A 23,464-nucleotide genomic window follows, 5' to 3' on the forward strand; every position below is an offset into this window, starting at 1 on the left:
TCAAGCCACGATCAAGAGCGAGTAGACGGCGTAGGCGATAGGTCCGCTCGACGGCGTGGCGCGCAGCGTCAGATAATAGACGCCTGCCTTGCTAGGAGTTCCGGAAAGAATACCGGCTGCGCTAAGCGTCAAGCCAGAGGGCAAGGTGTCGGACGTAGAAAACGTAGTCGAGCCGGTCGAGCCAGGAACAGTGAAGGCACGCGTATAGGCCTGACCAACCTTGCCATCAGGCAAAAGGCCACCGGGCGGGCTAATGCTGGTCGCGGCGTTGTAGACCACCGTTACCTCTGCGGACTGGTCGCCTTCGACCCACGCATAGAGGAACTCAGCGGCAGACTTAGCGCGCGACGGGTCGAGGACGATCGGATGCGGGTCATAGGGGACCGTCGAGATGTAGCTCTTCGGCTCTTCATCATCATCGTCGGGCGAGATCAGGGCATCGGTGAACATGAGCCGAAGGCCCTTGCCGTTCCGAACCTGAAGCATCTCGACGTTGGTAAGGGAGCCGAGAGGCCACCAATAGCCGGGGCCAAGGGTGTAGGTCTGGGTAGTCCGCATTAGATGTTCCTTTCCAAGCGCTGCTTGGTTGAGCTGTGACAGGGTGCGCACAATGGTTGCCAGTTCCGGCGATCCATCCGGCGATGCGGTGCAAGCCGGATAGAAACGATGTGATCGACAACAGATGCCGGCTTGCCGCATCCCGGCATTGCGCAGTTCGGGTGCTCTGCGAGGAAGGTGCGGCTCTCACGACGCCAGTCCGCATCGTAGCCACGGTCGCGAGGTGAAGGACGGCGCGCATCATGGCGTGCGTTGCGTTCGCGGGTTGCCCTGATCTGGCATTCACAACGAATACCGTGCGGGACACTCTTGAGACAGGAAGGGCAGAAGCGAGGAACACCGGTCATACATCACCGCCTGAAATCTTCGTCTTGAGAGCACGGAGACCGGCACGATCGAACTCGGGATCAAGGCCTTCGGCGATGTTGTTTGCCGCTTGATTAGGGTCACGTTCGGTCGGCTTCTCTCCTACGCTTTCGCCGCGTGCCATCCGATTTGCGGAGATATGGCCCTTAAAAGCTTCGCGGATCTCCTGCGGAGTTGCGGCCCATGCTTCGGCCGGGGTCCAGCAAAGCGCGCCCGTGGCGATGCGGTAGAGATCTCGATAGAACTGCGCGCACGACATCGTTTCGCCCGATGCTTCGCCACTACCGTCAACGGCCGGCATAAACATCTGTAGAAGTTCGGAGACTGCGGGGACGACAACATAGAAGAAGGAGCGAAGGGGACGATTTTCGTGCTGGCGGAGAAACCGCAATGCTTCGTCTCGCGTGACCGACGCTCTTAAAACGATCTCGCAAAGAATGGCGTGGTCACGTTCCTGAATGGCACGATAGAGCGCCGGAAGGCCGTGACGCTGTTCAAGGCTGGTAGCGGCCCGCAAGGAAGGGCGGAGCACGATGGCGTTTCCGCCATCTGCAATCGTCACTTCTTCATATGCGGGCCGCTGATAGGTCATGGATTAGGCCGCGACCGGAGCGATAGCCGGATGTCCGAGCACGGCAACAGCCGCGACGGCGATAGACGTGCCGCCTGCCTTCGTGACGACTGCACGGATGTAGCGCTTGCGCTTTGAACCGATATAGCCGAGCCGGTAGGTGGTGTTCGCGGTAAGCGTGGCCGGGATCGCGCCGAGCCGGTCGGCAGGTGCTACGTCAGCAAAGTCGGCTTCGGTCGTGGTGTTGCTTTCCTGAAGCTTCACGCCGAAATCACCGGAAGCAACGATTGCGCCGGTATTAACGACAAGGACGGCACTGTCGAAGCCCGACAGGTCGATAGCAGCGCCGGTAGCTGCCGCGGCGAGAACGGCAGGTGCGATTGCCTGCACGGCCTTCATATCGTGATAGGTATCCTTCATGGCCGGTTCTCCTTAGTTGGCGCTGATCTTGAGGAACTTGATGGCGTTGAAATCGCCCGCACCGCCGCCGACGCGCTTGTAGATGTCGAAGATGATCCATCCCTTCCGGGTCGTGGAATCCTCAGCGACCCGGACGCCCTGCCGGTCCACGATGACGTAGCCCTGCCGGAAGTCGCCAAAAGCAATAGGCGTAGTGTTCGCGCCGATGTCGGGCATGCCGTCATCGATCTCGACACGGAAGCCGAAGAGCGGATGGTCGATACCTTCGATCAGGTTGCCGGTCGGTGCCCAAAGGTAGCGTCCGGTAGAGTCCTTGATCTGGCGAAGGCGAAGGGCCGTGTTGCTGTTCATGAGGAACAAGGCATTGCCCTTGTAAGGCCGGCGAAGAGCGGCAATCAACTTGATCAGCGCATCGGTAAGCTGCAAATCGGTCGGGGTAGCGCCGGCAGCAACGTGCTGGAACTTGTTCCACCCGCGTGCGAAATCCTCATCAGCAGCCGTCGAATAGGTGAGCAAGCCCTTCGGGGAGTTGCCTACTCCATCCCCGGCAAGGAAGGATTCGCCTTCGGTCTCGGCAAAATCGTGAACCGCATTGTTAATCAGCCATGCCGACAGATCGATCGCTGCATCATCAAGCAGCGTGCGGGTCGTGGTCGGTGCGGCATACATTTCGGCGGTGGCGTAGGAATGCTTGATCAGTTCCGGCGTGGCAGTATCCTGCGGGCGGTCGGAACGCTCAGAAACCCACTTCGCGCCACGCTTGCCGAGCGAATAGAAACGCTCATACGTGTCGCTAGCGATGGTGACGACTTCGGCAAGGCCGCGCAGCGGCGACAGATCCGTAAGCAGGCTGCGAATGGTGAGGTCGGTCGTCGGCAAGACGAAATAGCCGCCGTCGATCTTGTTGTCCGATGCGATAGCCTTCACTTCGGCAGTCGATCCGGTGCGCATGAAAGATTCAAGCGCCTTGCGTTCGCTGTTGTCGTTCTCGCCGTTAGGCTGATTGTTGTTCGAGCCGCGAAGGCGATTCGCCTTGGCTTCGAACGTGTCCATGCGGGCCTTGAGAGCCTTCAGTTCTTCCGGGCTGACAACGGGATCAGCCTTCACTTCCGGTTCGTTCTTGATTTCGAGTGCCATGTGATTTTCCTCAATGATGGATTTGACTTCGGTGACGCGCGCGGACGGATGGACCGGGCTACGGCAGAGGGAGATTTCGGTGATGGTGAGATCGGTGAGGACACGCCCACCTTCAGGGCGGGCCTTGTGTTCGTGGAGCATGTAGCCAATCGACAGACCGGACATGGCCCGGCTGCGAAGGCGTTCGCGTGCTGCGCGGGCTGGCGCGATGCCGTCAACGAACAAACTGCCCTTCACCTCAAGGCCCTTGTCGGTGACGCTCATGCTGTCCCAAATGCCGACACACTGTCGCTGTTCGTGCTCAAGCAGCATCGGAACCTTAGGCGCGAAGGTGAACGCGGTCGGTTCGATCAGATCGCCCTTCGTGTCGGGCGCGTCGAACGGCCATGCGATACCGGTGACGGTTCCGGCTTCGTCAATCGAGATCTCAGCCTTGATTTCGCGGGTCGCTGCTTCGCTCAAAGCCCGATCTCCTGCAAAGACTCGTTGATCGCTGCGGACATATCGCCGGTGGTTGCGGCATGTCGGAGATCGTGCTGGGCGTTCGTCCAAATGGCCGGCTCGACGTCTTCCGGGGCTACTTCCGGCTTGCCGTTCCAACGAACGTCAAGGATGTCGAGCGCGAGCGGGAACGTCTCTTCGAAGGGGCGATCCACGGCATAGGTGTTGATAAGCCGCTGCGCGTTGGTCGGGGCGGTGCCACCGCCGATCAAGGCAAGCCGGATGATCTCGATAATGTCGGCAACATGGAACTGTGAACTGGTCATGCGCAGGTAGAGCGCGCCAATACCGACGCCGGTCTTGATCTGCAATTCATGAATCATGGTGTCGGTGAGCGCGAACGTGTAGGCCGCGTCACCGAAGAAGGCGGTGTGCTTCATTCGGCTTCCTTGGACGTTTCCGGCGCGGCCGGCGTCGTGGTGATGTGTGGGTTTGAGAGGCTGTCCCCGTCCGGGTGTGGCGCAAGGTTCAAACCTGCACGCACCTCATTGCCAGTCATGACGCCCATGCTGCGATACTGCCCGTAGGCGGTCGCACGCGCTGCGGTGTCGGTAGTGAGAAGATCGTCGGTGACGAATTCGATGTAGAACCGGTCGCGCTCTTCCGGCGTGAGAAGAACGCGGGCGTAGGCCCACGCCCATGTCGTCAGCCAAGGCTTGAGGGTGATGGTGTAGAACTGCCGGGCCATCTCTTCCGTGTTCGCGAAAGTGCCGCGCGAAAGCTCAAAAAGCATTGTCGCGGGGACACGGAAAACACGGGCAATCTCTCGGATCTGTTCGACGCGGTTCTCGGAGAACTGCGCATCCGTGAGCGACATCGTAAGCTGTTCAAAGGCCATCTTCTCATCGAGGATAGCAATCCCACCGGCCTTCTTGCCGGAGTGCGTCGAGAACCAGCTCGAACCAATCCGCTCCTTGGCTTCAGGGGTCAGGCTCTTTTCGGTGGACAGGATACCGGAGGGACGGCCACCATTCGCAAAGAGGCTCGCAACGTGACGCTCGAATGCGATGGCCAGCGCGATGGCGTTGCGGCCGCGCGTGATCGGTGAGCGACCACCGAGCGCCTGAATATGCAGCATGTCGGTATAATCAATGCGAAGCCGCTTGTTGCGGTCCTGCACGATGTAGAACGGTTCGCCGTCATCTTCGTGCCAAAGCTGGACCGCGCCGGGATCAAGTCGATTAAGCTCCAACGGCCGGCCGTCAAAGTCCGAACGCACGACATGAGCAAACCCGCCCTTGTCGTGCTTCAACGCATCCATGGTCAGATCGGCGCGCAGCTTGGCAGCGCTGGTATGGCCGTTGGCTTCGTCGTGGATCAGCTTGTAAGCAGGATGATCGCGATTGGTTTCCTTCGTGCCGTGCGCGAAGAGCTTTGCGGGAAGATCACCGATCTTTTCCGCGATGATTCCAACGGCGCAAGAAACGGCCGGGACTTCCATCGCCGTCTCAGCGGTAACGGCGATGTCTCCGATGGTAGGACCGACACCGAAGATCCGTTCGACTTCCGGTGACGTGAGGGGATACGCCTTCTGTTCTACCGGAAGGCCAAAGGCCTTCTTTGCATTCGATAAGATGCCAGCGAGCATTCTGCGATCCGTCCTCAAGTTGCTTGAGGAGGACTATCTCATATGCGGATTCACTTGTGAATCCCCTAAAGAGCTTTTATTCCTAAGTTATAGGATAATAATCTGAGGAATGCGACTGTTGACAAATTTGTAAAAACGCACGCCGCACTCTTGGCACCGCCAAAGAATGAGGTAGGCTTAAGTCAAGAACCCGATGGCGGTTCTTTCTTAGCCCAGGGAGCCAACCCAACGGGCACTTGGTGCGAGGCGGTGATCTTTGGTGTAGGGCACCTGATCACTGCCTCCCATCGCGTCGGGCAACTACATCTAACCGCGAGTCCGATTCGACCGTCAAGGGCTAGCGCCCGATGATCCACCAGCAACTATATCTTGTGGAAAGCTGACTTCAGATGCGGCCCGCAATAAAAACAATGGGTTAAGGCAACTACTTAAGCGTTCTTGCGCTAGTTCCCCGGAAACCTGTGGACAAAAACTACGGTTAGACAGAGCGTAATGATGTTTAGCTTCGCGATGCTACTGCCTACATTTCAGATATCCGAGAACGCCGAAATCTACGCGGTTGATACCATCGCTCATTGCTTGCACCATTGTGAGCGCCTGATCGGATATATATATCCCGCCGACTGACTGATCTTTGTGGCCGGTAATAAGGTCTGATACGTCGCGGTTAACGCCGTATCTAGCCAGAGCCGTTTTCAGGTTATGCCGGAACGAATGGAAGACCTTGCGGCTGTCATCGATACCGACTTCCTTTTTGTAGGTTCGCAGGAACCACCGATTTATTTTGTCCACCGGTTCCCATGACGGGAACAGCTTCGTTTCGCCTTTCTTCCGTAGGGCAGCTACGCGGTCCATGAGGCCAAGAGACACAAGATCTTTGTGGACAGGCACGATCCGGCGTGACTGGACGTTCTTAGACGCCTCGATCATATGCAGAACCGGGACGCCTTGTTCCTCGTAGATATCGACCAGCTTCAAACGCTGCACTTCGCTGGACGAACGTGCGCCGGTGTATAGGGCAAGCAAGATAGCCCAGTGGCGATCTTCATAAGCCTTCGCCTCGACAAAGAACGGGTGCGAGAAGATCGCCTTCAGGTCGTCGTTTGAGAACGGGACGCGGGTCGGTTCTTTGAAACCCTTTCCGGTGTCGATCTGGACGCCCTTCGCGGGATTGTCGGGCATAAGGTCATTCCGAACGGCCCAATTGAAGATGTTGTTCAAGTGCATGAGCCACTTGCCATTGATGGTCGCGGCCTGAAGAACTGGATACGGCTTTGCAAGATTGCTGTTCGCCCTTGCAGCTTGCACAATCGTCATGCCGGGGAACCGCTGTTGGCTGTTCGAAGGCGTCACCTTGAGCGCGTCTTTGTATCGCAGGATATCGGCGCGGGTGATCTGCCGGATTGAGACGCCCTTGCCGAGAAAGCCAGTGAGCATGCGGATGGCAACGGCATGCTCCTTCTTCGTCTTCTCTGCACCCTCACGTTCGCCATGGAAGCGCGTCAACAGTTGGTCGAGCGTCATACCATCGCCAGCCTTAGCGGGCAGATTGACGGCCGGCAGAGGGGCCGGGTCTGGCATCAACAGTTCTGGCGTCCGGGCGTCGGGCGCGTAGACTTGGCCCGCATCGCGGCTATGAGAGACGGCAAGGCTATCGAGGCGAACACTGGCAAGCACCTTCAGCAATTCGGCACGGTCGGACGATAGGGCTGAAGCTAACCCCTTCTCCGTGAGGCTATCCACGGCGTAGCCGATCAACGCTTCAGCCTCCGGGCCGGTGATCAAGCCCGATGCCACGAGGCGAAGCTTGTCGGTATAGATCCGCTCTAAGATCGGGGAAGCGATACGCTTCCCGCCCATGCGTTCCTGTAGATCATACTGAAGCTCGGCTTCAAATGCTGCCTTGGCCGCACCGGATACCGTAGGCTTCGATGCCTCAAGGTGAGCTTTGGCGCGGTCGAGGATATCGTGGAAATCAGCAAGCACGGCATGAGACCGCTTCTCTGCGATCTTCGGATCTGCACCTAGAGGTTCCTCAAGGGCGGTTCGTGGCGTTCCGTCTGCCTTTAGGACGAACGGGCGCAACTCGACAGGCACGACGATTCGAGCGCGCCACTGTCCACGATAGAAATGAAGGTTCTTGCCGAGCTTTTTCATACCTTGCTGACCTGTTTTGTAGCAGATTTTGTAGCAAGGTTTGTAGCACAAACCCCTGTAGAACAAGGGATAGCCTAGGAAATAAGGATTTATTAGATTAATGGCGGAGAAGATGGGATTCGAACCCACGATACCCTTCCGGGTATACTCCCTTAGCAGGGGAGCGCCTTCGACCACTCGGCCACCTCTCCGTCGAGGCCCCTGATAGGATCAATCCACGTGGGGATCAAGGGCTATTTGGTCTTTCTGGCGATGATCTCGCAAAACGGTCATGAAGATGCGGGTGTCTTCCGCACCGGAAGGTGCTCGGGGGCCGGGTGCGGCTGCGTATGGCGATCGCGCGCCGGGTTGGATGGACCGTTGGCCGCATGGGCCCTCACGCCCGCAATGACAAGGTTGAAACAAGGCTCGCGGCCTAAGGATCAGGGCAAGAGCGAGCGACCCTTGACCGGAGCAATCCCATGTCCATGATCATGCACAGGGCGGAGGCCCGTCCGGGGCAGACGAGTGCAACCTACAAGCACTTCTTCCTCGAGCGCCCCTGCCGCATTCTCGTGGTCGGTCAGCATCTGAAACCGAAGACGAAATATAACGGTCTCTTGCGGCATATCTCGATCGGCGGCGCGATGATCGATTTCAACCCGGCCGTCTCCCTGCCACAGCATTTCTTCGTGGAGATCATCGGCTTTCCCGAGGAGATCGGCAGCACCGTCGTTCACCGCAGCGGCTCGGAACTCGGCGTGCGCTTCAATATGCAGCTGACGCCGGAATTCATCCGCCAGCTGATCCGGATGGATTTCGCCCAGAACAGCATCGCCACCCGTTAGGCGCGGGCCGTCGAAGGCCGGATCGCGTCGCCTCGCGCTTCTTTGGTGCGTCTTTAATGACGCAACAAACGGTAATCCGGTTGTGGTCGCGCTCCGTAGACGTGCAAAACAGGAGCGCGACGATGAAGACCTATCTGATTGCCTATGCCGGTACCCTCCTTTCCTTCCTCGTCGTCGATGCCGTGTGGCTGGGCGTCGTGGCGCGGACGTTCTACCGCGACCAGCTTGGCGACCTGATGTCGCCGCAGCCGAACCTTGCCGTTGCCGCCGTCTTCTACCTGTTCTTCGCCGTGGCCATCGTCATCCTCGCCGTGCTTCCGGGGCTCCGGGCGGGCTCGCTGATGACGACGATCGGCTATGGTGCGGTGCTCGGCCTTGCCGCCTACGGCACCTATGACATCACCAACCTCTCCACCCTGCGCAACTGGCCGGCCATGCTGAGCGTGGTGGATATGATCTGGGGCACCTTCCTCACGGCGCTGGGCGCTGCCTGCGGCTTCTTCGCCGTGCGCTGGCTGGGCGACGCCGCCGTCTGAGAGCGGTCCTTCGCAATAGGGCTTTCGAGATTGGAGGGGCGGTCGCCATGGCGGACGGTTTCCGGCGCGGCGGTTTCTGCTAGGGTGGTGAACCGTCGTCACCATCGGACCCTATCATGTCAGCTTTCGCCCGCTTCACGCCGCTTGCCCGTTCCCTCCCTGCAACCGTCCCTTTCGTCGGGCCGGAAGCCATCGAACGGCAGCGCCATGCCCGGCTGACGGCGCGAATCGGGGCGAACGAGAGCGGCTTCGGCCCTGCCCCAAGCGTGGTCGCCGCCATGACATCCGCACTGTCGGGCGTCTGGAAGTACAATGATCCCGAAAATTTCGATCTGAAGCAGGCGCTCGCCCGTCACCTCGGCTTGCGGCCGGACAATCTGGCGATCGGCGAAGGCATCGATGGGCTGCTCGGGCAGATCGTGCGCCTGGTCATCGAGCCGGGCATGCCGGTGGTCACCTCGCTCGGCGGCTATCCCACGTTCAATTTCCACGTCGCCGGCCATGGCGGGCGACTGGTCACCGTGCCCTATGACGGCGACGACCGGGAAAACCTGGCGGGCCTGCTGGAGGCCGTGATCCGCGAGGATGCACCGCTGGTCTATCTCGCCAATCCCGACAATCCGATGGGGAGCTGGTGGGACGCCGACAGCGTGCTGGATTTTGCACGGGCCCTGCCGGAATCGACCCTGCTGGTGCTGGACGAAGCCTATGGCGAGACGGCGCCGGCCGGCACCCTGCCCGCGCTCTCCGCCCTCATCGACCGGCCGAACATCATCCGGACTCGGACGTTCTCGAAGGCTTACGGCCTTGCCGGCGCGCGGATCGGCTATGCGATCTCCACGCCCGGCACGGCCGCCGCTTTCGACAAGATCCGCAATCATTTCGGCATGAACCGCATCGGCACGGCGGCGGCGGAGGCCGCGCTGCAGGATCAGGCCCATCTTCAGACCGTGATCGCCCAGATCGCCGCTGCGCGTGCGACCATCGCCCGGATTGCGGACGAGGCCGGGCTGAAGCCGTTGCCGTCCGCGACGAATTTCGTGGCGATCGATTGCGGCGCGGATGCGACCTTTTCGCGCGCGATCGTCGATGGGCTGATGGACGATGCCGGTGTGTTCATCCGCATGCCGGGTGCGGCCCCGCTCAACCGGTGCATCCGCGTCAGCGCCGGCCCACAGGCCGAGATGGACGCCTTCGCGCAGGCGCTGCCGCGAGTTCTGGAGCGTCTTCGCCGGGCGTGAGACGCGGGAACCGGATATGAAAAGAGCGCGTGGCGGGGGCCACGCGCTCTTTTCGTCATTCAAGTCTCGTCATTCGAGGCTTCCGGCGATCAGTTGACCGACGTCAGCGTCATCGAGGTGCCTGCGGCGGCGACGTTGAGACCGATCTGACCCTGAAGGCTCAGGAGCTGCAGGTGGATCGAGCCCGACGTGCCGCCGGTCAGAATGTTGGCACCGACGCCGAGACCGACCGTGGCTTCGGCCGATGCGCCCTGGTAAAGGCCGGCCAGCGAACCATGGTGATAGCCGGCCGTGGGCGCGAGAACGGCCCAGATCAGGCGGCCTTCGGTGGTGAAGCCGAGGTCGATGCCGAGCTTGCGCATGGCGCCCGAGTAATCATCGACGGGTTCGCCATCGATGGTCGATTTGAAGGCGCAATTGACCTCCTTGGACGAGCCGAGGACATAGCCGGCGCCGCCGGCAATCGTGCAATCGAGGTAACCGATCTTCACGCCGTTGCGGGCGCCGGAATCGGAATAGGATTGCGCGGGAGCGAGGTCGGCGGCCATGGCCGGAAGGGTGCCGGATGCGATGGCTGCAGCGCAGACGATGCTGGCGAGGGACTGGTTCATGATATTCTCCTGTCAGAACGAGATACGGACATCGACCCGAGATAGGGCGGAAATGCGTTTGGCCGTTCATAACGCACGAGGAGCCGAAACGATCCGGCAAACCCTGTGACCGGGATGTCACAAACCATGACAGGATGTCACGATTCCCCCGACACGCGCCGGATGCCCGCGCAAGGCGACAGCGCGGGCGACAACGCAAGGTGGCGCGTCTTTACCAGGCGTTAACCATAATTCCGGCATTTTGAGCGCTCCAGAATCATCAACTTGGGGCTTGTTCATGTCCATTTCCCGCCGCGGCCTGCTGCTCGGTTTCTCCGCTCTTCTCGCCGGCTGCGCCGACACGGGATCCGTTGCCCGCCTCAACTATGCGGCCCTGCCCGACGAACGCTTCCCCCTGCCTGCGGTGCCTCTGGACCAGATCGAGCCGGACCTGCGACGCCAAGACGTGGCCTATCCCGCAAGCTATGCGGCCGGCACCATCGTGGTCGATACGCCGGCGCGGCGGCTCTATTACATCCTCGGCAATGGCCGCGCGATGCGGTACGGCATCGGCGTCGGTCGCGAAGGCTATGCGCTGGCCGGCAATGCCTATATCGGCCGCAAGGCGGAATGGCCGAGCTGGACGCCGACGCCGAACATGATTCGTCGCGACCCCGACCGGAACCTCAAATATGCCGGCGGCCTGCCGGGCGGCCCGAACAATCCGCTCGGCGCGCGCGCGATCTATCTCTATCGCGGCGGCAACGACACATTGTTCCGCATTCACGGCACCAACCAGCCGCGATCGATCGGCCACGCGATGTCGAGCGGCTGCGTCCGCATGCTCAATCACGATGTCGTCGATCTCTACGATCGCGTGAAGCCCGGCGATCAGGTCGTGGTTCTGCAAGCCGCAGCGTGAGGGCTTTGCCCGTCCGTTCGACGGCAGAGCGCGTCCCGTCAGCGGACCGCTGTCGCCTTCATGCGCGAATGCGAAATAAGCAGGGTTTCACCGGCGGGGCTCATCTTGAAGCCTGTGATAAACGCCGCATATACGATCCGGCAGGAGGGACCGGCCGGGACCTGCCCGGTCTGCCCATGCCTTGCGCTCAGACATAGCCGGGATCCGCATGAAGCTCAAAGCGATACTGAACAGCGACGGCGGCACCTTTCGCACCACCGATATGGCTGCCTATTCCCAAGCGATGGAAGGCGCCTTCCGCTCTGCCGGCCACGAGATCGAGATCGCCGTGGTGTCGGGCAGCGACATGGAAGCGGAACTCAAAAAAGCGGCCAACCGGGACGACCTCGATGCGATGATTGCCGGCGGGGGCGACGGCACGATTTCGGCAGCCGCCGGCGTCGCCTGGAAAAGCGGGCTGCCGCTCGGCGTCGTGCCCGCGGGAACGATGAACCTTTTTGCCCGCTCGCTGAAGCTGCCGCTCGATATCTGGAAGGTGCTGGACGTGCTCGCCCATGGCGAGGTGATCGAGGGCGACATCGGCAGCGCCAATGGTCGCGCCTTCGTGCACCAGTTTTCCATGGGCCTGCATGCGCGCATGGTGCGCTACCGCGAATCCTACAGCTTCGCCTCGCGCCTCGGCAAGATTTCGGCCAGCACCCGGGCCGCGATCGGCGTGGTCTTCAACCCGCCGCAGTTCAAGATCGAGTTTCGCGCCGACGGCGTGACGGAACGGCGCAAGGTGTCCGCCCTGTCCGTCTCCAACAATCATTTCGGCGCCAATTCGCTGATGTATGCGGACGACCTGACCGGCGGCCATCTCGGCTTCTACACCGCGCCGCCCCTCACCCCGCCGGGCGTCGGACGCCTCGTCTTCGATATTCTCAGGGGAAAATTCCGCGAGAGCACGCTGATCACCGAGATGAGCGTGAAGCAGGTGGAGCTCTATTTCCCACACGCCCGCCGGCACAAGATCAATTGCGTCATCGACGGCGAATTGCTGCCGTTGCGCGGCGACGTCGATATCCGGATTCATGCGGGCGAACTCAAGCTGCTCGTGGGACGACCGGTGGCGCCGCAGGCTGCGGCCGTCGCCCCGGCGGCGGAACAGACCGCCTGACCGAAGCGGCGCGTCCGCCTGCGGTCATCCTTCGAAGCCTCTACTGAAACGCCGTCTCGAAGAAGCTGCGAAGCTTGCGGGAATGCAGCTTTTCCGGCGGCATCGCGGCCAGCTTTTCCAGAGCGCGAATGCCGATCTGCAGATGCTGGCTGACCTGGTTCTTGTAAAAAGCCGTCGCCATGCCCGGCAGTTTCAGCTCGCCATGCAGCGGTTTGTCGGAGACACAGAGCAGCGTTCCATAAGGAACCCGGAACCGGAAGCCGTTGGCGGCGATGGTGGCGGATTCCATGTCGAGCGCAATCGCCCGTGACTGCGACAGCCGCTTGACCGGGCCGCGCTGGTCGCGAAGCTCCCAGTTGCGGTTGTCGATGGTCGCGACCGTGCCGGTGCGCATGATGCGCTTGAGGTCATAGCCCTCGTAGCCGGTGGTTTCCGCCACGGCTTCCTGCAAGGCCATCTGCACTTCGGCAAGCGCGGGGATCGGCACCCAGACCGGCAGATCGTCGTCCAGCACATGGTCCTCGCGCACATAGGCATGCGCCAGAACATAATCGCCGAGCGCCTGGCTGTTGCGCAGGCCGGCGCAGTGACCGAGCATCAGCCAGGCATGCGGGCGCAGCACGGCGATATGGTCGGTGATGGTCTTCGCATTGGACGGGCCGACGCCGATATTGACGACGGTGATGCCGCCATGACCCTTCTTCTTCAGGTGGTAGGCCGGCATCTGCGGCAGGCGGGCGAGCGTCAGGTCGCTGTCCGGCTCGTCGGAGCCGGCCTGCGTCACGATGTTTCCCGGCTCGACGAAGGCCGTGTAGCCATTGCCGCCCTCGGACATCTGCTTGCGCGCCCAAACGCAGAATTCATCGATGTAGAACTGGTAATTGGTGAAGAGCACGAAATTCTGGAAATGCGCCGCGCTGGTCGCGGTGTAATGGCTGAGGCGCGCCAGCGAATAATCGATGCGCTGCGCCGTGAAGGGGGCCAGCGGAAAGGGTTCGCCGGGGCCCGGCTCATAGGCACCGTTGGCGATCTCGTCGTCGGTGGTCGAGAGGTCGGGCGTATCGAACAGGTCGCGCAGGGGCACATCGATGTTCTCGGCCAGCGACGCCTCGACATGCGCGCCTTCGCCGAACGCGAAGTGCAGCGGGATAGGCGTCGCGGATTCCGACACCGTGATGCCCGTGCCGTGATTGCGAATCAACAGGCCGAGCTGTTCCTTGAGATAGTGCCGGAACAGTTTTGGGCGGGTGACCGTGGTCGTGTAGACGCCGGGCGCGGTGACATGGCCGTAGGACAGGCGCGAATCGACATGGCCGAAGCTGGAGGTTTCCATGCTGACCTGCGGGTAGCAGGCGCGGAACCGGCTGGCGGCGACGCCCTTGCCGAGCGCCGTGAACCCGTCCACGAGGAAATTGGTGTTGCGCTCATAGAGCGCGGTCAGCGCATCCACCGCCTGGACGGGATCGTCGAAGGTCTGGGGCTCGAAGGCCTCGGGCATGGCGATGGGAAGGACGGGGACGGAAGAGATTCGTGCGCTCATACGGCATTATAGGATGCCGTAATTGACAAGCAAACGACAAGTGACGCCGCCGCGCTGCAATTCCTTCCCGCACGTCTTCAGCCGCGCGACGGCGCGATGATGACGAGCGTTCCGGCGAGCGCCAGCAGCACGCCGGCGAGATCGAAGCGATCGGGCCGCACGCCCTCCGCAAGCCACATCCAGAGAACCGATGCCGCGATGTAGATGCCGCCATAGGCCGCGAAACTCCGGCCTGCCGCCGGCTGCGGGCTGAATGTCAGGAGCCAGGCAAAGGCCACCAGACTGGCGATGCCGGGGATGAGCCAGAGCGCGGAGCGTCCGAGCCGGAGCCAGGCCCACAGGCTGAAACAGCCGGCGATCTCGAACAGGGCTGCGAGCGCATAGAGGAGGATGGTGGAGACAGGAAGGGCGAACATGGTGCGATGATGATCGCAGGCGCGGCATCGACGCAAGCGGATTTCAGCCGGTCTTCCGCAATGCCGGAGAAAGAGAAGAGGCCAAGAACCCGCCGCCAAGTGGCGGGTTCGATAGGGTCAGCGTGCCGGATCGGGCGGCGGTCAAGCCGGCGCGCGGCAGGTTCGCGTCAGAGCTTTGCCTGGCAGAACTGGGCGGTATGCGCGGTGCAGTCGGCCAGCGTCGTGGTATAATCATGCTGGCGGCGGCGCTCGGTGTCGGCGCTGACGGCGGCCGCCAGGCTCATGGCGAAGACGACCATGAGGGCGCTGATGATCGTGAGGCGGCGAGCAATGATATCCATGACAGTCGATCCGTTCGAGCGATTTGGGTGGGTGTGGGTTCGATGATCGTCTTTTCGCACAGCCAAACTGAATTCTAGCTGAGAGGCCGGTTCATGTGCCGTTCAGGTTGAATGCTGCAATGCACAGAGTCTCCTCCATCCGTCCTTGCGACACCCGCCGATCCGGCCTGCCCGACCCCGCGCGGCAGGACCGATCATCCTGCGCAAACGGTTCCGGTTCGACGCTTTCTGCGCTAGGTTGGCGTCGAACCCGATGCAATCGAGAGACCGGAGCCAAACATGTCCGCACCGATAGACCTCTATTACTGGCCGACACCCAATGGCTGGAAGATCACCATCCTGCTGGAAGAGCTCGGCCTTCCCTACGCGGTCAAATACATCAACATTTCCAAGGGCGAGCAGTTTGCGCCCGACTTCCTGAAGATCGCCCCCAACAACCGCATGCCGGCCATTGTCGATCCCGATGGCCCGGGCGGCGCGCCGATTTCGGTGTTCGAGTCCGGCGCCATCCTGCAATATCTCGGTCGCAAGACCGGGCGCTTCTACCCGAGCGACGAGCGGGCGCGCGTCGATGTCGATCAATGGCTGTTCTGGCAGATGGGCGGGCTCGGCCCGATGGCGGGACAGGCCAATCATTTCCGGCACTATGCGCCGGAAAAGATCGCCTACGGCATCGAGCGCTACACCAACGAGGTCAATCGCCTCTACGGCGTCATGAACCGGCGCCTGGCCGACCGGGACTATCTGGCCGGGGACTATTCGATCGCCGATATGGCCTGCCTCGGCTGGGTGCGCCAGTATGAAAGCGGCGGACAGGATCTCAACGACTTCCCGCACCTGAAGCGCTGGTTCGAGACGCTGGTCGCCCGCCCCGCCGTCATCGCCGGCTTCGATGTCGGTCGCGAGGAGCGCGAGCGGCAGAAACATCTGTCGGAAGACAAGGACGCGCAGAAGATCCTGTTCGGCCAGCGCGCGCAGTAGATCGCTTTAAAAAAGCGGAGCCCTCTGCCGGAGGGCTCCTTTATCCTTCCGGCATCCATCCGTCATCCTTCCGGACGCCATGGCGCCGGCGACGGACGGAGGCGCGAAGGCTCAGAGCCGGCTCCAGGTCTGGCTCTTGCAAAGCACCTTCAGCACGCAACCCTTGAGTTTAAGCTGGTTGCCCGTGACGGCGGCGGAACCGCTATAGGTCTTGTCGTTGTCGGGGTCGGTCACTTCGCCGGTGTAGCTTTCTCCAGCGCCCGACAGGGTGCCGATCTTCTTTCCCGCATTCTTGCCGGTCTTCACCGTGATGCAGAAGCTGCCGCCGCAGGACGCGATCGCCGCGGTCTCGCCACTTGCCGTCTTCCAGTTGCCGACGATGGGCTCCGCCGCCCGTGCGGGCAAGGCAAGAAGAGCCGAACCCAGAATGGCTGCAGACACAATCGATGTGATCTTCATGAAATCTCCTCCCAAAAGGCGCCTCCCCAGCGCCACGTTCAAAAATTACGTGAACGTAAAAGGAATGTCAAAAGCGCATTGGAAAAATCTCGTGCCGCGCGGATTTTCCAGGGACGAAGAGCGCCGGTGCGTTTCGTGGTGAACGAAGCGTTGAAATCCAGACGTGAAAGATGCGTAAAATTTGACGCGAAAGCCAGGCATTGCAGGGCCTGCGATGTTTAACGAAAACCCAAGTTTACCAATCGTTTGAACTTCGTTTGCCGCGAATTAATCATGCATTTTAAGCGCGCATTGAAGGCCGTGCGGCATACTTCAATCCATAAGACGAGCGGAGACGAAACACTCCGCCGACAGCCTCCGGAAGATCAAGAGCCCCGCAGAGGGCCGGGCTTCCAGAGGTCGAAACAGGGACTGCACGAAGAAACGTTCAACGCAACAGGGACAACGACAATGGCACGCTTCGACCTCCAGAATTTCACCTATGCCACGATCGCCGGCGAAAACCGCGCGGAAGCCTTCTGCAACATGGGCCTGATGTACGCCACCGGCCGCGGCTGCGACGTCGATGTGGTCGCCGCGCACAAATGGCTGAACATCGCCGCCATCAAGGGATCCGAGCGGGCCGCCGAGCTGCGCGCCGAACTGGCCGCCACCATGTCGAAAGCCGACCTCGCCATCGCGCTGCGTTCGGCCCGCGAATGGATGACCGTGCATTGATCGATCCACGCATAGAAAAACCCTCCCTCTCCGCACCGCGTTTCTTCAGGCCGACCTGACAGGACGTGGACGGAGAGCGGAGGCTTTCGGCGTTTTCTGAACCGAGCCTCCAGTGACGCGCCTTACATGTTCGGGTAAACCGGCCCCTCGCCGCCCTGCGGCGGAACCCAGGTGATGTTGCCGTTCGGATCCTTGATGTCGCAGGTCTTGCAGTGCACGCAGTTCTGCGCGTTGATCACGAAGACCTCGTCGCCATCCTTCTCCACCCATTCATAGACGCCGGCCGGACAGTAGCGTGTGGACGGACCGGCATAGACGTCGTGCTCGGAGCGCTTCTGCAACGCCATGTCCTTGACCTTCAGATGGACCGGCTGGTCTTCCTCGTGGTTGGTGTTGGAGAGAAACACCGAGGACAGACGGTCGAAGGTCAGCACGCCATCCGGTTTCGGATAGGCGATGCGCTTGTGCTTGGCCGCCGGCTCCAGGCTTTGGGCATCGGTCTTGCCGTGCTTCAGCGTGCCGAAGAACGAGAAGCCGAGGAGCTGGTTGGTCCACATGTCGAGACCGCCGAGCGCCACGCCGGCCACCGTGCCGAGCTTCGACCAGAGCGGCTTGACGTTGCGCACGCGCTTGAGATCCTGCCCGATCGGGCCGGCGCGCCATTCGTTTTCGATCTCGACCACTTCATCGTTCGCCCGGCCGGCCGCAATGGCCGCGGCGATCTTCTCGGCGGCCATCTTGCCCGACAGCACGGCGTTGTGGCTGCCCTTGATGCGGGGCACGTTGACGAGGCCGGCGGAACAGCCGATCAGCGCGCCGCCCGGGAAGGTCAGCTTCGGCACCGACTGATAGCCGCCCTCGGTGATGGCGCGCGCGCCGTAGGAAAGGCGCTTGCCTCCCTCGAACGTGCCGCGGATCGCCGGGTGCGTCTTGAAGCGCTGGAATTCCTCGAACGGGTAGAGATAGGGGTTCTTGTAGTTGAGATGCACCACGAAGCCGACGGCCACCGTGTTGTCCTCGAGATGATAGAGGAACGAGCCGCCGCCGGTGCTGAGGCCGAGCGGCCAGCCGAAGGAGTGCTGCACGAGACCCTGCTTGTGGTTCTCCGGCTTCACCTGCCAGAGTTCCTTGATCCCCAGACCGTATTTCTGCGGCTCGCGGTCCTTCTGCAGGTCGTATCTCGCGATCAGCTGCTTGGCGAGCGAACCGCGCACGCCTTCGCCGATCAGCACGTATTTGCCGCGCAGCTCCATGCCGCGGGCGAAGTTCGGGCCGGGCTCGCCGTTCTTCTCGATGCCCATGTCGCCGGTGGCGACGCCGACCACCGCGCCCTGCTCGTCGTAGAGCACCTCGGTCGCGGCAAAGCCCGGATAGATCTCGACGCCGAGCTCTTCGGCCTTGCCCGCCAGCCAACGACAGACATTGCCGAGCGAGACGATGTAGTTGCCGTGATTGTTCATGAGCGGCGGCATGGCGAAGTTCGGCAGGCGCAGCGAGCCGGCCGGGCCGAGCAGCAGGAACTGGTCCTCGGTCACCTGCGTCTTGAAGGGATGATCCGCCTCTTCGCGCCAGCCTGGCAGGAGCGCGTCCATGCCGCAGGGATCGACGACGGCGCCTGACAGGATATGGGCGCCGACCTCTGCGCCCTTCTCCAGCACGACGACGGTCAGCTCCGGGTCGATCTGCTTCAGCCGGATCGCGGCGGAAAGGCCGGCCGGGCCGGCGCCGACCACGACGACGTCGAAATCCATGCTCTCGCGCTCAGGCAAGGCGCGCTCAGGCAATTCTTGTGCTTCGCTCATGATCACCCCGCCTCCCAGCGACTGCTACCGGACCCGTCTTCATCGTTTCGTCATGTCAAATCCGCGCCGGCTTGTCGAGCCGATGTGCGCCATCGACCATGCCGATCCGGCCATTCGCTCTTGTTTTTCGCACGGGCCCATGCGAGGGAGCGCCCTTCCCAAAGCCGCCAGTGGCGAGATTTCTTTTCCCAGGGTCCTTTCACAGGGCCCTTTCACAGAGCCTTTTCGCAGGGGCCTTTTCGCAGGGCCCTTTCCGCAAGCCCGTCCCGCCGGACCGGCCCATGCCCGCATCGCACCGCCCGCGACACCTCGCCGACCCGGCGCCGGAGCTCCGGCGCGACGGCCTTGCGTCGCGGCGATCCGCACCAGGAGACAGATCATGACCCCGTCGCTCGGCTTCGATTTCGGCACCACCAACTCCGTCCTCGCCACCGTCGGCAGCAGCGGCACGCAGGCGATCGGTTTCGACAGCCCTGCCGGCCGCTACGACACGATGCGCACCGCCCTGTCCTTCATGAAGCATCCGAATCTCGGCGCGCAGGCCCTGCAGATCGAGGCGGGACAGGCCGCCATCCGCACCTTCATCGACAATCCCGGCGACACGCGCTTCCTGCAGTCGATCAAGACCTTCGCGGCCAGCCCGCTGTTCCAGGGCACGCTGATCTTTGCGCGCCGCAACGGGTTCGAGGACCTGATGCGCGCTTTCGTCGCACGCCTGCGCGACTATGCAGGCGATGCCTGGCCGGTCGAAGGCACCCGCATCGTCGTCGGCCGGCCGGTGCGCTATGCCGGCGCGAACCCGGACGACAATCTGGCGCTGGAACGCTACCAGACGGCGCTCGGCACCTTCGGCTTCTCGGACATCCGCTATGTCTACGAGCCTGTGGCGGCCGCCTTCTACTTCGCCCAGACCTTGAGGCAGGATGCGACGGTGCTGGTCGCCGATTTCGGCGGCGGCACCACCGACTATTCGCTGATCCGCTTCGAGACCCATGCCGGCGTGCTGTCGGCAACGCCCATCGGCCATTCCGGCGTGGGCGTCGCCGGCGATCATTTCGACTTCCGCATCATCGACAACCTCGTCTCGCCGCTGATCGGCAAGGGCACCCAGTTCCGCTCCTTCGACAAGGTGCTCGACGTGCCCTCGGGCTACTACGCCAATTTCGGCCGCTGGAACCAGCTGTCGATCTTCAAGACGCTGAAGGACTTCGCCGACCTGAAGCAGCTCGTCCGCTCCTCGCTGGAGCCGGAAAAGCTCGAAGCCTTCATCGACCTGATCGAGCATGACGAAGGCTATCCGCTTTACCAGGCGGTCTCGGCGACCAAGATGCGGCTTTCGGCCGAGGACGAGACCGAGTTTTACTTCGCACCGCTCGGCGAACGCAGCCGCAAGATCGTGCGTCGGTCCGATTTCGAGCAATGGATCGCGCCTGAACTCGGACGAATCGAGAGCGCGCTGGACGAGGTGCTGGAAAAGACGAACACGACGGCGGGTGGCGTGGACAAGGTGTTCCTGACGGGCGGAACCTCCTTCGTGCCGGCCGTGCGGCGCCTGTTCGAGCGGCGGTTCGATGCGGGAAAGATCGAGAGCGGCGGCGAACTTCTCTCCATCGCCCATGGCCTGGCCCTGATCGGCGCCCGCGACGACATCGATCTGTGGACGGCGGAGGCGAACTGAGGCTTCCGGGCGTCACGCGGCGGCCTTTCGGCCAATTGCCGCTTTCATGCACGGCGGCGCTTCTGTAAACCTTGACCCATGACCTCCCCCGACGAGACACGGTTTGCCGACGGACCGATCCTGGATGCGATGTCGCCGCACGAGCTTGCGGTGCTTCTCGCGTTCCATGCGGATTCCGGCGTGGACTGGCTTCTGGAGGACGACCCGATTGACCGGATCGCCGCCTTTGCCGCCAGTCAGGCGACACGCGGTGGCGCCGGATCCGGCGTCCGTGACGAAGCTCTGCGGGAATCGCAAGGCTCGTCCAGAACGACGCCCAAAAATGAGGCTGGCGGGCGCGCGCACCCCCCCGCTGTGGAAAAGCAGCAGGGCCGCGGCAAGTCCGACCCCGCACCCCGCCCGGTCTCGACGCGGGTCGCCATTCCCGACGAGCAGGCCGTGGCAGAGGCGCGGATCGCCGCAGGCTCGGCGCAGACGCTCGCCGATCTCAAGCTTGCGCTCGACGGTTTTACCGGCTGCAACCTGCGCAACAGCGCCCGCAATCTGGTCTTTGCCGAGGGCGATCCGGCCGCCGGGCTGATGATCGTCGGGCCGGGACCGAATGGCGACGACGACCGCGACGGGCGGCCCTTCGCCGGACGGCAGGGCGATCTCCTCGACAAGATGCTGGCCGCGATCGGCCTCGAGCGCGCGGGCGTGCTGGTCACGAACGTCATTCCCTGGCGGCCGCCGGGCAACCGCATGCCGTCGGCGCGCGAACTAGAGATCTGCCGGCCCTTTCTCGACCGGCAGTTTGCGCTCGCCCGGCCTCGGCGCGTCCTGGTGCTCGGCAATTTCGCGGCACGGTTCTTCTTCGGCGGCAGCGACACGATCCACGAAATGCGCGGCGACTGGCGGACGATCACCACCGGCGGCGAGACGTTTCGGGCGCTGGCAACGCTGCATCCGCAGGACCTGATGTCGGCCCCGATCTGCAAGCGCCTCGCCTGGCAGGACCTGCAGATGTTCGCCGCACCGGACGACGCCTGAAACGTCGGCATGGGCAGGCGTTTCTGCGCGCGATTCGTAATCTTGAAGAAACTGTGAAGGATGCATGCAAAAAGCCATGCAAGTTGCGCATGGCAGCAACCCGACTTCACGGCTTGTGAAAAGCATGGTGCGGCGCAATATAGCATCACGGGAGGAACGGAATTTAAGGAACTGACAATGAACACCCGTCCGCGCCCCCTGCATTGCGGCTTCGAAACGCTCCGCCGCAGTGGCTCTGCCCTCCGTACGCCGTTCAGCGGCTTCGGCTCGGCAGCAAACGAGCAGATGACCGCCGCCGGCTATGCCCGTGCCGCACGTCCTGCCACCATCTACGCCGAATTCATCCAGCGCTAAGCCGTCTCAGCGACGATCGCTGAGCCCGTCCGGCGGTTTGTCGGTCATCACGAGACTGACGAACGTCGATCCGGGCGGTCTCCGGACGCAACTGAAAGACTGCCCCATGCCCATTCGCGCTCTCAACGCTTTTTTCTCCGACATCCGGATCGCCGTGCGCGCCTCCCAGACCTTTTCCGACCTCAGTCGCGATCTCCGCGCGTCGTCCGATGTGAACCGCGGTACCTTCGGCCTGCTGCCGCGTTAAGGCGCGATCTTCCAGATCAGCGTGTTGCGCTTTCGCTCGTCGTTTTGCGCATGTCGTTATTGCAAAACCACCGCACAGTCTTGCGCCTCAGGCGTGAGGCGCCTCGGCATTGCCTCTTCGCCGCACCAACCCGCTTGAGAAGACAGCCGTTTGAGAAGGCGCCCATCTGAGAGAACGACGGCGTCGCGAACGCTGCCACCTCATCTCTTCGGTCGATCCGCGTTAGCCCTAGGGTCTTCACCCGACGCCACCCGCACAGCCTCTCCCCTCCCTGACCCTCTCCCCTCCCTGACCCTCTTTACGCAACCGCGACCGTGTCACCCTTGCGGCGTCACATGCTTGCGCGCGGCCCGTCGTTCCAAACCCAGCCGGTGTTCGCGCAGGATGATGAAGATGCCGGCACCGATGACGATGGCGGTGCCGATCAGCATGGTGATGGTGGGCACGTCGTCGAACAGCCAGTAGCCGATCACGAGGCCGAGCACGATCGACGTGTATTCGAACGGCGCGATGGTCGACATATCCGCATAGCGATAGCTCTGCGTCAGCAGCAATTGCGCGACGCCGCCGCAAAAGCCTGCCGCCATCAGGAACAGGAAGGCGCGCCAGCTGAGCGGCTCCCAGCCGAAGGGCAAGGTCAGCAGCGAGAACAGCGAGGCCGACAGCGAGAAATAGAGCACGATCGTGTGCGTCCGCTCGTTCATCACCAGCTTGCGCACCAGCACCATCGCGGTGGCGCCGAGCGCTGCCGAGATCAGCACCGCGAGCGCGCCATAGGCCGCGCCGGCCTCGCCACCGCCGCCGGCAAACAGCGTCAGCCGCGGATAGGTGATGATCATCACCCCGACAAGACCGACCATGACGGCCGACCAGCGATAGATGCGCACGACCTCTTTCAAGAACACGGCGGCGAAGACGACGGCGAGCAGCGGCATGGCATAGCCGATGGCGATCGCCTCGGGCAGCGGCAGATGCGTCAGGCCGTAGAAGCCGCAGCTCATGGCGAGAATGCCGATGAAGCCGCGAATGAGATGCCCGAACGGATCGCGCGTCCTGAAGGCGGTGCCGAGATCGCCCTTGATCGCGAGATAGCCGAGAATCGGCACCATGGCGAAAGCGGAGCGGTAGAAGGTGATCTGCCCCGTAGCGATACCGTCGCCCGCCGATTTGATGAAGGTCGACATCGCCACGAAAACGAGAACGGAAGATACTTTGAGAGCAATACCCAGAAGCGGGTTGGGCTCGTCGCGATCCATAAGATCGGTCCTGCATGCACGAGAAGGGAAAGGGAGCCTGAGGCGGCGCGGAGAATCGCAAGCCTACTGCA

Annotated in this window: 26 protein-coding genes and 1 tRNA gene; 11 read left to right on the plus strand and 16 right to left on the minus strand. The window is 62.2% G+C overall.

Going from position 1 to position 23,464, the window contains the following annotated elements; all coding sequences use genetic code 11:
- From C8J36_RS07660 to C8J36_RS07700, 9 genes are all read right to left on the minus strand, one after another.
- Positions 1 to 558 carry an Ig domain-containing protein gene (locus C8J36_RS07660; RefSeq protein WP_132533821.1) on the minus strand — a complete coding sequence of 186 codons (558 nt, stop codon included), beginning with the start codon at positions 556 to 558 and terminating at the stop codon, positions 1 to 3.
- Positions 558 to 905, minus strand: a complete 348-nt coding sequence (locus tag C8J36_RS07665) for an HNH endonuclease signature motif containing protein (protein WP_132533823.1) — start codon at positions 903 to 905, stop codon at positions 558 to 560. The genes C8J36_RS07660 and C8J36_RS07665 overlap by 1 nt, the downstream gene beginning before the upstream one ends.
- On the minus strand, positions 902 to 1,516 hold the full coding sequence (locus tag C8J36_RS07670) for a phage tail assembly chaperone (RefSeq protein ID WP_132533825.1): 615 nt from the start codon (positions 1,514 to 1,516) through the stop codon (positions 902 to 904). Before C8J36_RS07670 ends, C8J36_RS07665 begins: the two co-directional genes overlap by 4 nt.
- 3 nt (positions 1,517 to 1,519) lie before the next feature.
- A complete protein-coding gene (locus C8J36_RS07675; protein ID WP_132533827.1) occupies positions 1,520 to 1,915 on the minus strand; it encodes a hypothetical protein in 396 nt (131 codons plus the stop codon).
- Between the two features lie 12 nt (positions 1,916 to 1,927).
- Complete coding sequence (locus tag C8J36_RS07680) at positions 1,928 to 3,514, minus strand: phage major capsid protein (RefSeq protein ID WP_165914987.1); 1,587 nt, start codon at positions 3,512 to 3,514, stop codon at positions 1,928 to 1,930.
- Positions 3,511 to 3,933, minus strand: coding sequence for a gene transfer agent family protein (locus tag C8J36_RS07685; protein ID WP_132533831.1), 423 nt, complete (start codon positions 3,931 to 3,933; stop codon positions 3,511 to 3,513). Before C8J36_RS07685 ends, C8J36_RS07680 begins: the two co-directional genes overlap by 4 nt.
- Positions 3,930 to 5,141, minus strand: coding sequence for a phage portal protein (locus tag C8J36_RS07690; protein ID WP_132533833.1), 1,212 nt, complete (start codon positions 5,139 to 5,141; stop codon positions 3,930 to 3,932). Before C8J36_RS07690 ends, C8J36_RS07685 begins: the two co-directional genes overlap by 4 nt.
- 513 nt (positions 5,142 to 5,654) lie before the next feature.
- On the minus strand, positions 5,655 to 7,298 hold the full coding sequence (locus tag C8J36_RS07695; RefSeq protein ID WP_132533835.1) for a site-specific integrase: 1,644 nt from the start codon (positions 7,296 to 7,298) through the stop codon (positions 5,655 to 5,657).
- A gap of 101 nt (positions 7,299 to 7,399) precedes the next feature.
- Positions 7,400 to 7,489: transfer RNA gene (locus C8J36_RS07700), tRNA-Ser, on the minus strand.
- A 270-nt stretch (positions 7,490 to 7,759) separates the two neighbouring features.
- On the opposite strand from C8J36_RS07700, the gene C8J36_RS07705 reads away from it, so the two are divergent.
- The 3 genes from C8J36_RS07705 to C8J36_RS07715 all read left to right on the plus strand — a co-directional run bounded on the left by C8J36_RS07705 (position 7,760) and on the right by C8J36_RS07715 (position 9,902).
- On the plus strand, positions 7,760 to 8,125 hold the full coding sequence (locus tag C8J36_RS07705; RefSeq protein ID WP_062594745.1) for a PilZ domain-containing protein: 366 nt from the start codon (positions 7,760 to 7,762) through the stop codon (positions 8,123 to 8,125).
- A 122-nt stretch (positions 8,126 to 8,247) separates the two neighbouring features.
- Positions 8,248 to 8,661, plus strand: coding sequence for a DUF2177 family protein (locus tag C8J36_RS07710; protein ID WP_062594744.1), 414 nt, complete (start codon positions 8,248 to 8,250; stop codon positions 8,659 to 8,661).
- 116 nt (positions 8,662 to 8,777) lie between these two features.
- Positions 8,778 to 9,902 carry a pyridoxal phosphate-dependent aminotransferase gene (locus tag C8J36_RS07715; protein ID WP_132533837.1) on the plus strand — a complete coding sequence of 375 codons (1,125 nt, stop codon included), beginning with the start codon at positions 8,778 to 8,780 and terminating at the stop codon, positions 9,900 to 9,902.
- 89 nt (positions 9,903 to 9,991) lie between these two features.
- Here the strand turns inward: C8J36_RS07715 and C8J36_RS07720 are convergent, their stop codons facing one another.
- Positions 9,992 to 10,513 (minus strand): DUF992 domain-containing protein, encoded by a 522-nt coding sequence (locus C8J36_RS07720; protein WP_062594742.1) that lies wholly within the window; start codon positions 10,511 to 10,513, stop codon positions 9,992 to 9,994.
- 277 nt (positions 10,514 to 10,790) lie between these two features.
- Between C8J36_RS07720 and C8J36_RS07725 the strand changes: the two genes are divergently transcribed.
- Both C8J36_RS07725 and C8J36_RS07730 read left to right on the plus strand, forming a co-directional pair.
- On the plus strand, positions 10,791 to 11,414 hold the full coding sequence (locus tag C8J36_RS07725) for a L,D-transpeptidase (protein ID WP_132533839.1): 624 nt from the start codon (positions 10,791 to 10,793) through the stop codon (positions 11,412 to 11,414).
- A 208-nt stretch (positions 11,415 to 11,622) separates the two neighbouring features.
- Positions 11,623 to 12,573, plus strand: coding sequence for a diacylglycerol kinase family protein (locus C8J36_RS07730; protein ID WP_132533841.1), 951 nt, complete (start codon positions 11,623 to 11,625; stop codon positions 12,571 to 12,573).
- Between the two features lie 40 nt (positions 12,574 to 12,613).
- Here C8J36_RS07730 and C8J36_RS07735 read toward each other — a convergent pair whose 3' ends face one another.
- From C8J36_RS07735 to C8J36_RS07745, 3 genes are all read right to left on the minus strand, one after another.
- A complete protein-coding gene (locus C8J36_RS07735) occupies positions 12,614 to 14,113 on the minus strand; it encodes an AMP nucleosidase (protein WP_132533843.1) in 1,500 nt (499 codons plus the stop codon).
- Positions 14,114 to 14,190: 77 nt separating this feature from the next.
- Positions 14,191 to 14,529 (minus strand): YnfA family protein, encoded by a 339-nt coding sequence (locus C8J36_RS07740; protein ID WP_132533845.1) that lies wholly within the window; start codon positions 14,527 to 14,529, stop codon positions 14,191 to 14,193.
- Between the two features lie 167 nt (positions 14,530 to 14,696).
- Positions 14,697 to 14,870 carry a hypothetical protein gene (locus C8J36_RS07745; RefSeq protein WP_132533847.1) on the minus strand — a complete coding sequence of 58 codons (174 nt, stop codon included), beginning with the start codon at positions 14,868 to 14,870 and terminating at the stop codon, positions 14,697 to 14,699.
- Positions 14,871 to 15,149: 279 nt separating this feature from the next.
- Here C8J36_RS07745 and C8J36_RS07750 point away from each other — a divergent pair, with 279 nt between their 5' ends.
- On the plus strand, positions 15,150 to 15,851 hold the full coding sequence (locus C8J36_RS07750; protein WP_132533849.1) for a glutathione S-transferase N-terminal domain-containing protein: 702 nt from the start codon (positions 15,150 to 15,152) through the stop codon (positions 15,849 to 15,851).
- Positions 15,852 to 15,962: 111 nt separating this feature from the next.
- On the opposite strand, the gene C8J36_RS07755 is transcribed toward C8J36_RS07750, so the two are convergent.
- Positions 15,963 to 16,310, minus strand: coding sequence for a DUF2147 domain-containing protein (locus tag C8J36_RS07755; protein WP_132533851.1), 348 nt, complete (start codon positions 16,308 to 16,310; stop codon positions 15,963 to 15,965).
- Positions 16,311 to 16,760: 450 nt separating this feature from the next.
- Between C8J36_RS07755 and C8J36_RS07760 the strand changes: the two genes are divergently transcribed.
- The gene (locus C8J36_RS07760) at positions 16,761 to 17,027 is read left to right on the plus strand and encodes a sel1 repeat family protein (protein ID WP_062594736.1); all 267 of its coding nucleotides are present in this window, start codon (positions 16,761 to 16,763) and stop codon (positions 17,025 to 17,027) included.
- 122 nt (positions 17,028 to 17,149) lie between these two features.
- Here the strand turns inward: C8J36_RS07760 and C8J36_RS07765 are convergent, their stop codons facing one another.
- Entirely contained in the window at positions 17,150 to 18,829 is a 1,680-nt protein-coding gene (locus C8J36_RS07765; protein WP_132533853.1) for an electron transfer flavoprotein-ubiquinone oxidoreductase, read from the minus strand.
- A 379-nt stretch (positions 18,830 to 19,208) separates the two neighbouring features.
- Here C8J36_RS07765 and C8J36_RS07770 point away from each other — a divergent pair, with 379 nt between their 5' ends.
- From C8J36_RS07770 to C8J36_RS24825, 4 genes are all read left to right on the plus strand, one after another.
- On the plus strand, positions 19,209 to 20,507 hold the full coding sequence (locus tag C8J36_RS07770) for an Hsp70 family protein (protein ID WP_132533855.1): 1,299 nt from the start codon (positions 19,209 to 19,211) through the stop codon (positions 20,505 to 20,507).
- 117 nt (positions 20,508 to 20,624) lie between these two features.
- Positions 20,625 to 21,536, plus strand: coding sequence for a uracil-DNA glycosylase (locus tag C8J36_RS07775; protein WP_132533981.1), 912 nt, complete (start codon positions 20,625 to 20,627; stop codon positions 21,534 to 21,536).
- A gap of 177 nt (positions 21,537 to 21,713) precedes the next feature.
- The gene (locus C8J36_RS24820; RefSeq protein ID WP_165914988.1) at positions 21,714 to 21,890 is read left to right on the plus strand and encodes a hypothetical protein; all 177 of its coding nucleotides are present in this window, start codon (positions 21,714 to 21,716) and stop codon (positions 21,888 to 21,890) included.
- A 106-nt stretch (positions 21,891 to 21,996) separates the two neighbouring features.
- Positions 21,997 to 22,137 (plus strand): hypothetical protein, encoded by a 141-nt coding sequence (locus C8J36_RS24825; protein WP_165914989.1) that lies wholly within the window; start codon positions 21,997 to 21,999, stop codon positions 22,135 to 22,137.
- Between the two features lie 317 nt (positions 22,138 to 22,454).
- On the opposite strand, the gene C8J36_RS07780 is transcribed toward C8J36_RS24825, so the two are convergent.
- Positions 22,455 to 23,393: a DMT family transporter gene (locus C8J36_RS07780; protein WP_062594734.1), complete on the minus strand. Its 939-nt coding sequence runs from the start codon at positions 23,391 to 23,393 to the stop codon at positions 22,455 to 22,457.
- Positions 23,394 to 23,464 lie beyond the last annotated feature (71 nt).

Origin of the sequence: Rhizobium sp. PP-F2F-G48 (assembly GCF_004342335.1) — a bacterium.
Taxonomy (GTDB): Bacteria; Pseudomonadota; Alphaproteobacteria; order Rhizobiales; family Rhizobiaceae; genus Ferranicluibacter.

Bases quoted from the DNA above. Each gene is read 5' to 3' on its own strand.
- C8J36_RS07660 (WP_132533821.1), bottom strand. From the start codon at position 558: ATGCGGACTACCCAGACCTACACCCTTGGCCCCGGCTATTGGTGGCCT.
- C8J36_RS07665 (WP_132533823.1), bottom strand. From the start codon at position 905: ATGACCGGTGTTCCTCGCTTCTGCCCTTCCTGTCTCAAGAGTGTCCCG.
- C8J36_RS07670 (WP_132533825.1), bottom strand. From the start codon at position 1,516: ATGACCTATCAGCGGCCCGCATATGAAGAAGTGACGATTGCAGATGGC.
- C8J36_RS07675 (WP_132533827.1), bottom strand. From the start codon at position 1,915: ATGAAGGATACCTATCACGATATGAAGGCCGTGCAGGCAATCGCACCT.
- C8J36_RS07685 (WP_132533831.1), bottom strand. From the start codon at position 3,933: ATGAAGCACACCGCCTTCTTCGGTGACGCGGCCTACACGTTCGCGCTC.
- C8J36_RS07690 (WP_132533833.1), bottom strand. From the start codon at position 5,141: ATGCTCGCTGGCATCTTATCGAATGCAAAGAAGGCCTTTGGCCTTCCG.
- C8J36_RS07695 (WP_132533835.1), bottom strand. From the start codon at position 7,298: ATGAAAAAGCTCGGCAAGAACCTTCATTTCTATCGTGGACAGTGGCGC.
- C8J36_RS07705 (WP_062594745.1), top strand. From the start codon at position 7,760: ATGTCCATGATCATGCACAGGGCGGAGGCCCGTCCGGGGCAGACGAGT.
- C8J36_RS07710 (WP_062594744.1), top strand. From the start codon at position 8,248: ATGAAGACCTATCTGATTGCCTATGCCGGTACCCTCCTTTCCTTCCTC.
- C8J36_RS07715 (WP_132533837.1), top strand. From the start codon at position 8,778: ATGTCAGCTTTCGCCCGCTTCACGCCGCTTGCCCGTTCCCTCCCTGCA.
- C8J36_RS07720 (WP_062594742.1), bottom strand. From the start codon at position 10,513: ATGAACCAGTCCCTCGCCAGCATCGTCTGCGCTGCAGCCATCGCATCC.
- C8J36_RS07725 (WP_132533839.1), top strand. From the start codon at position 10,791: ATGTCCATTTCCCGCCGCGGCCTGCTGCTCGGTTTCTCCGCTCTTCTC.
- C8J36_RS07730 (WP_132533841.1), top strand. From the start codon at position 11,623: ATGAAGCTCAAAGCGATACTGAACAGCGACGGCGGCACCTTTCGCACC.
- C8J36_RS07735 (WP_132533843.1), bottom strand. From the start codon at position 14,113: ATGAGCGCACGAATCTCTTCCGTCCCCGTCCTTCCCATCGCCATGCCC.
- C8J36_RS07740 (WP_132533845.1), bottom strand. From the start codon at position 14,529: ATGTTCGCCCTTCCTGTCTCCACCATCCTCCTCTATGCGCTCGCAGCC.
- C8J36_RS07745 (WP_132533847.1), bottom strand. From the start codon at position 14,870: ATGGATATCATTGCTCGCCGCCTCACGATCATCAGCGCCCTCATGGTC.
- C8J36_RS07750 (WP_132533849.1), top strand. From the start codon at position 15,150: ATGTCCGCACCGATAGACCTCTATTACTGGCCGACACCCAATGGCTGG.
- C8J36_RS07755 (WP_132533851.1), bottom strand. From the start codon at position 16,310: ATGAAGATCACATCGATTGTGTCTGCAGCCATTCTGGGTTCGGCTCTT.
- C8J36_RS07760 (WP_062594736.1), top strand. From the start codon at position 16,761: ATGGCACGCTTCGACCTCCAGAATTTCACCTATGCCACGATCGCCGGC.
- C8J36_RS07765 (WP_132533853.1), bottom strand. From the start codon at position 18,829: ATGAGCGAAGCACAAGAATTGCCTGAGCGCGCCTTGCCTGAGCGCGAG.
- C8J36_RS07770 (WP_132533855.1), top strand. From the start codon at position 19,209: ATGACCCCGTCGCTCGGCTTCGATTTCGGCACCACCAACTCCGTCCTC.
- C8J36_RS24820 (WP_165914988.1), top strand. From the start codon at position 21,714: ATGAACACCCGTCCGCGCCCCCTGCATTGCGGCTTCGAAACGCTCCGC.
- C8J36_RS24825 (WP_165914989.1), top strand. From the start codon at position 21,997: ATGCCCATTCGCGCTCTCAACGCTTTTTTCTCCGACATCCGGATCGCC.
- C8J36_RS07780 (WP_062594734.1), bottom strand. From the start codon at position 23,393: ATGGATCGCGACGAGCCCAACCCGCTTCTGGGTATTGCTCTCAAAGTA.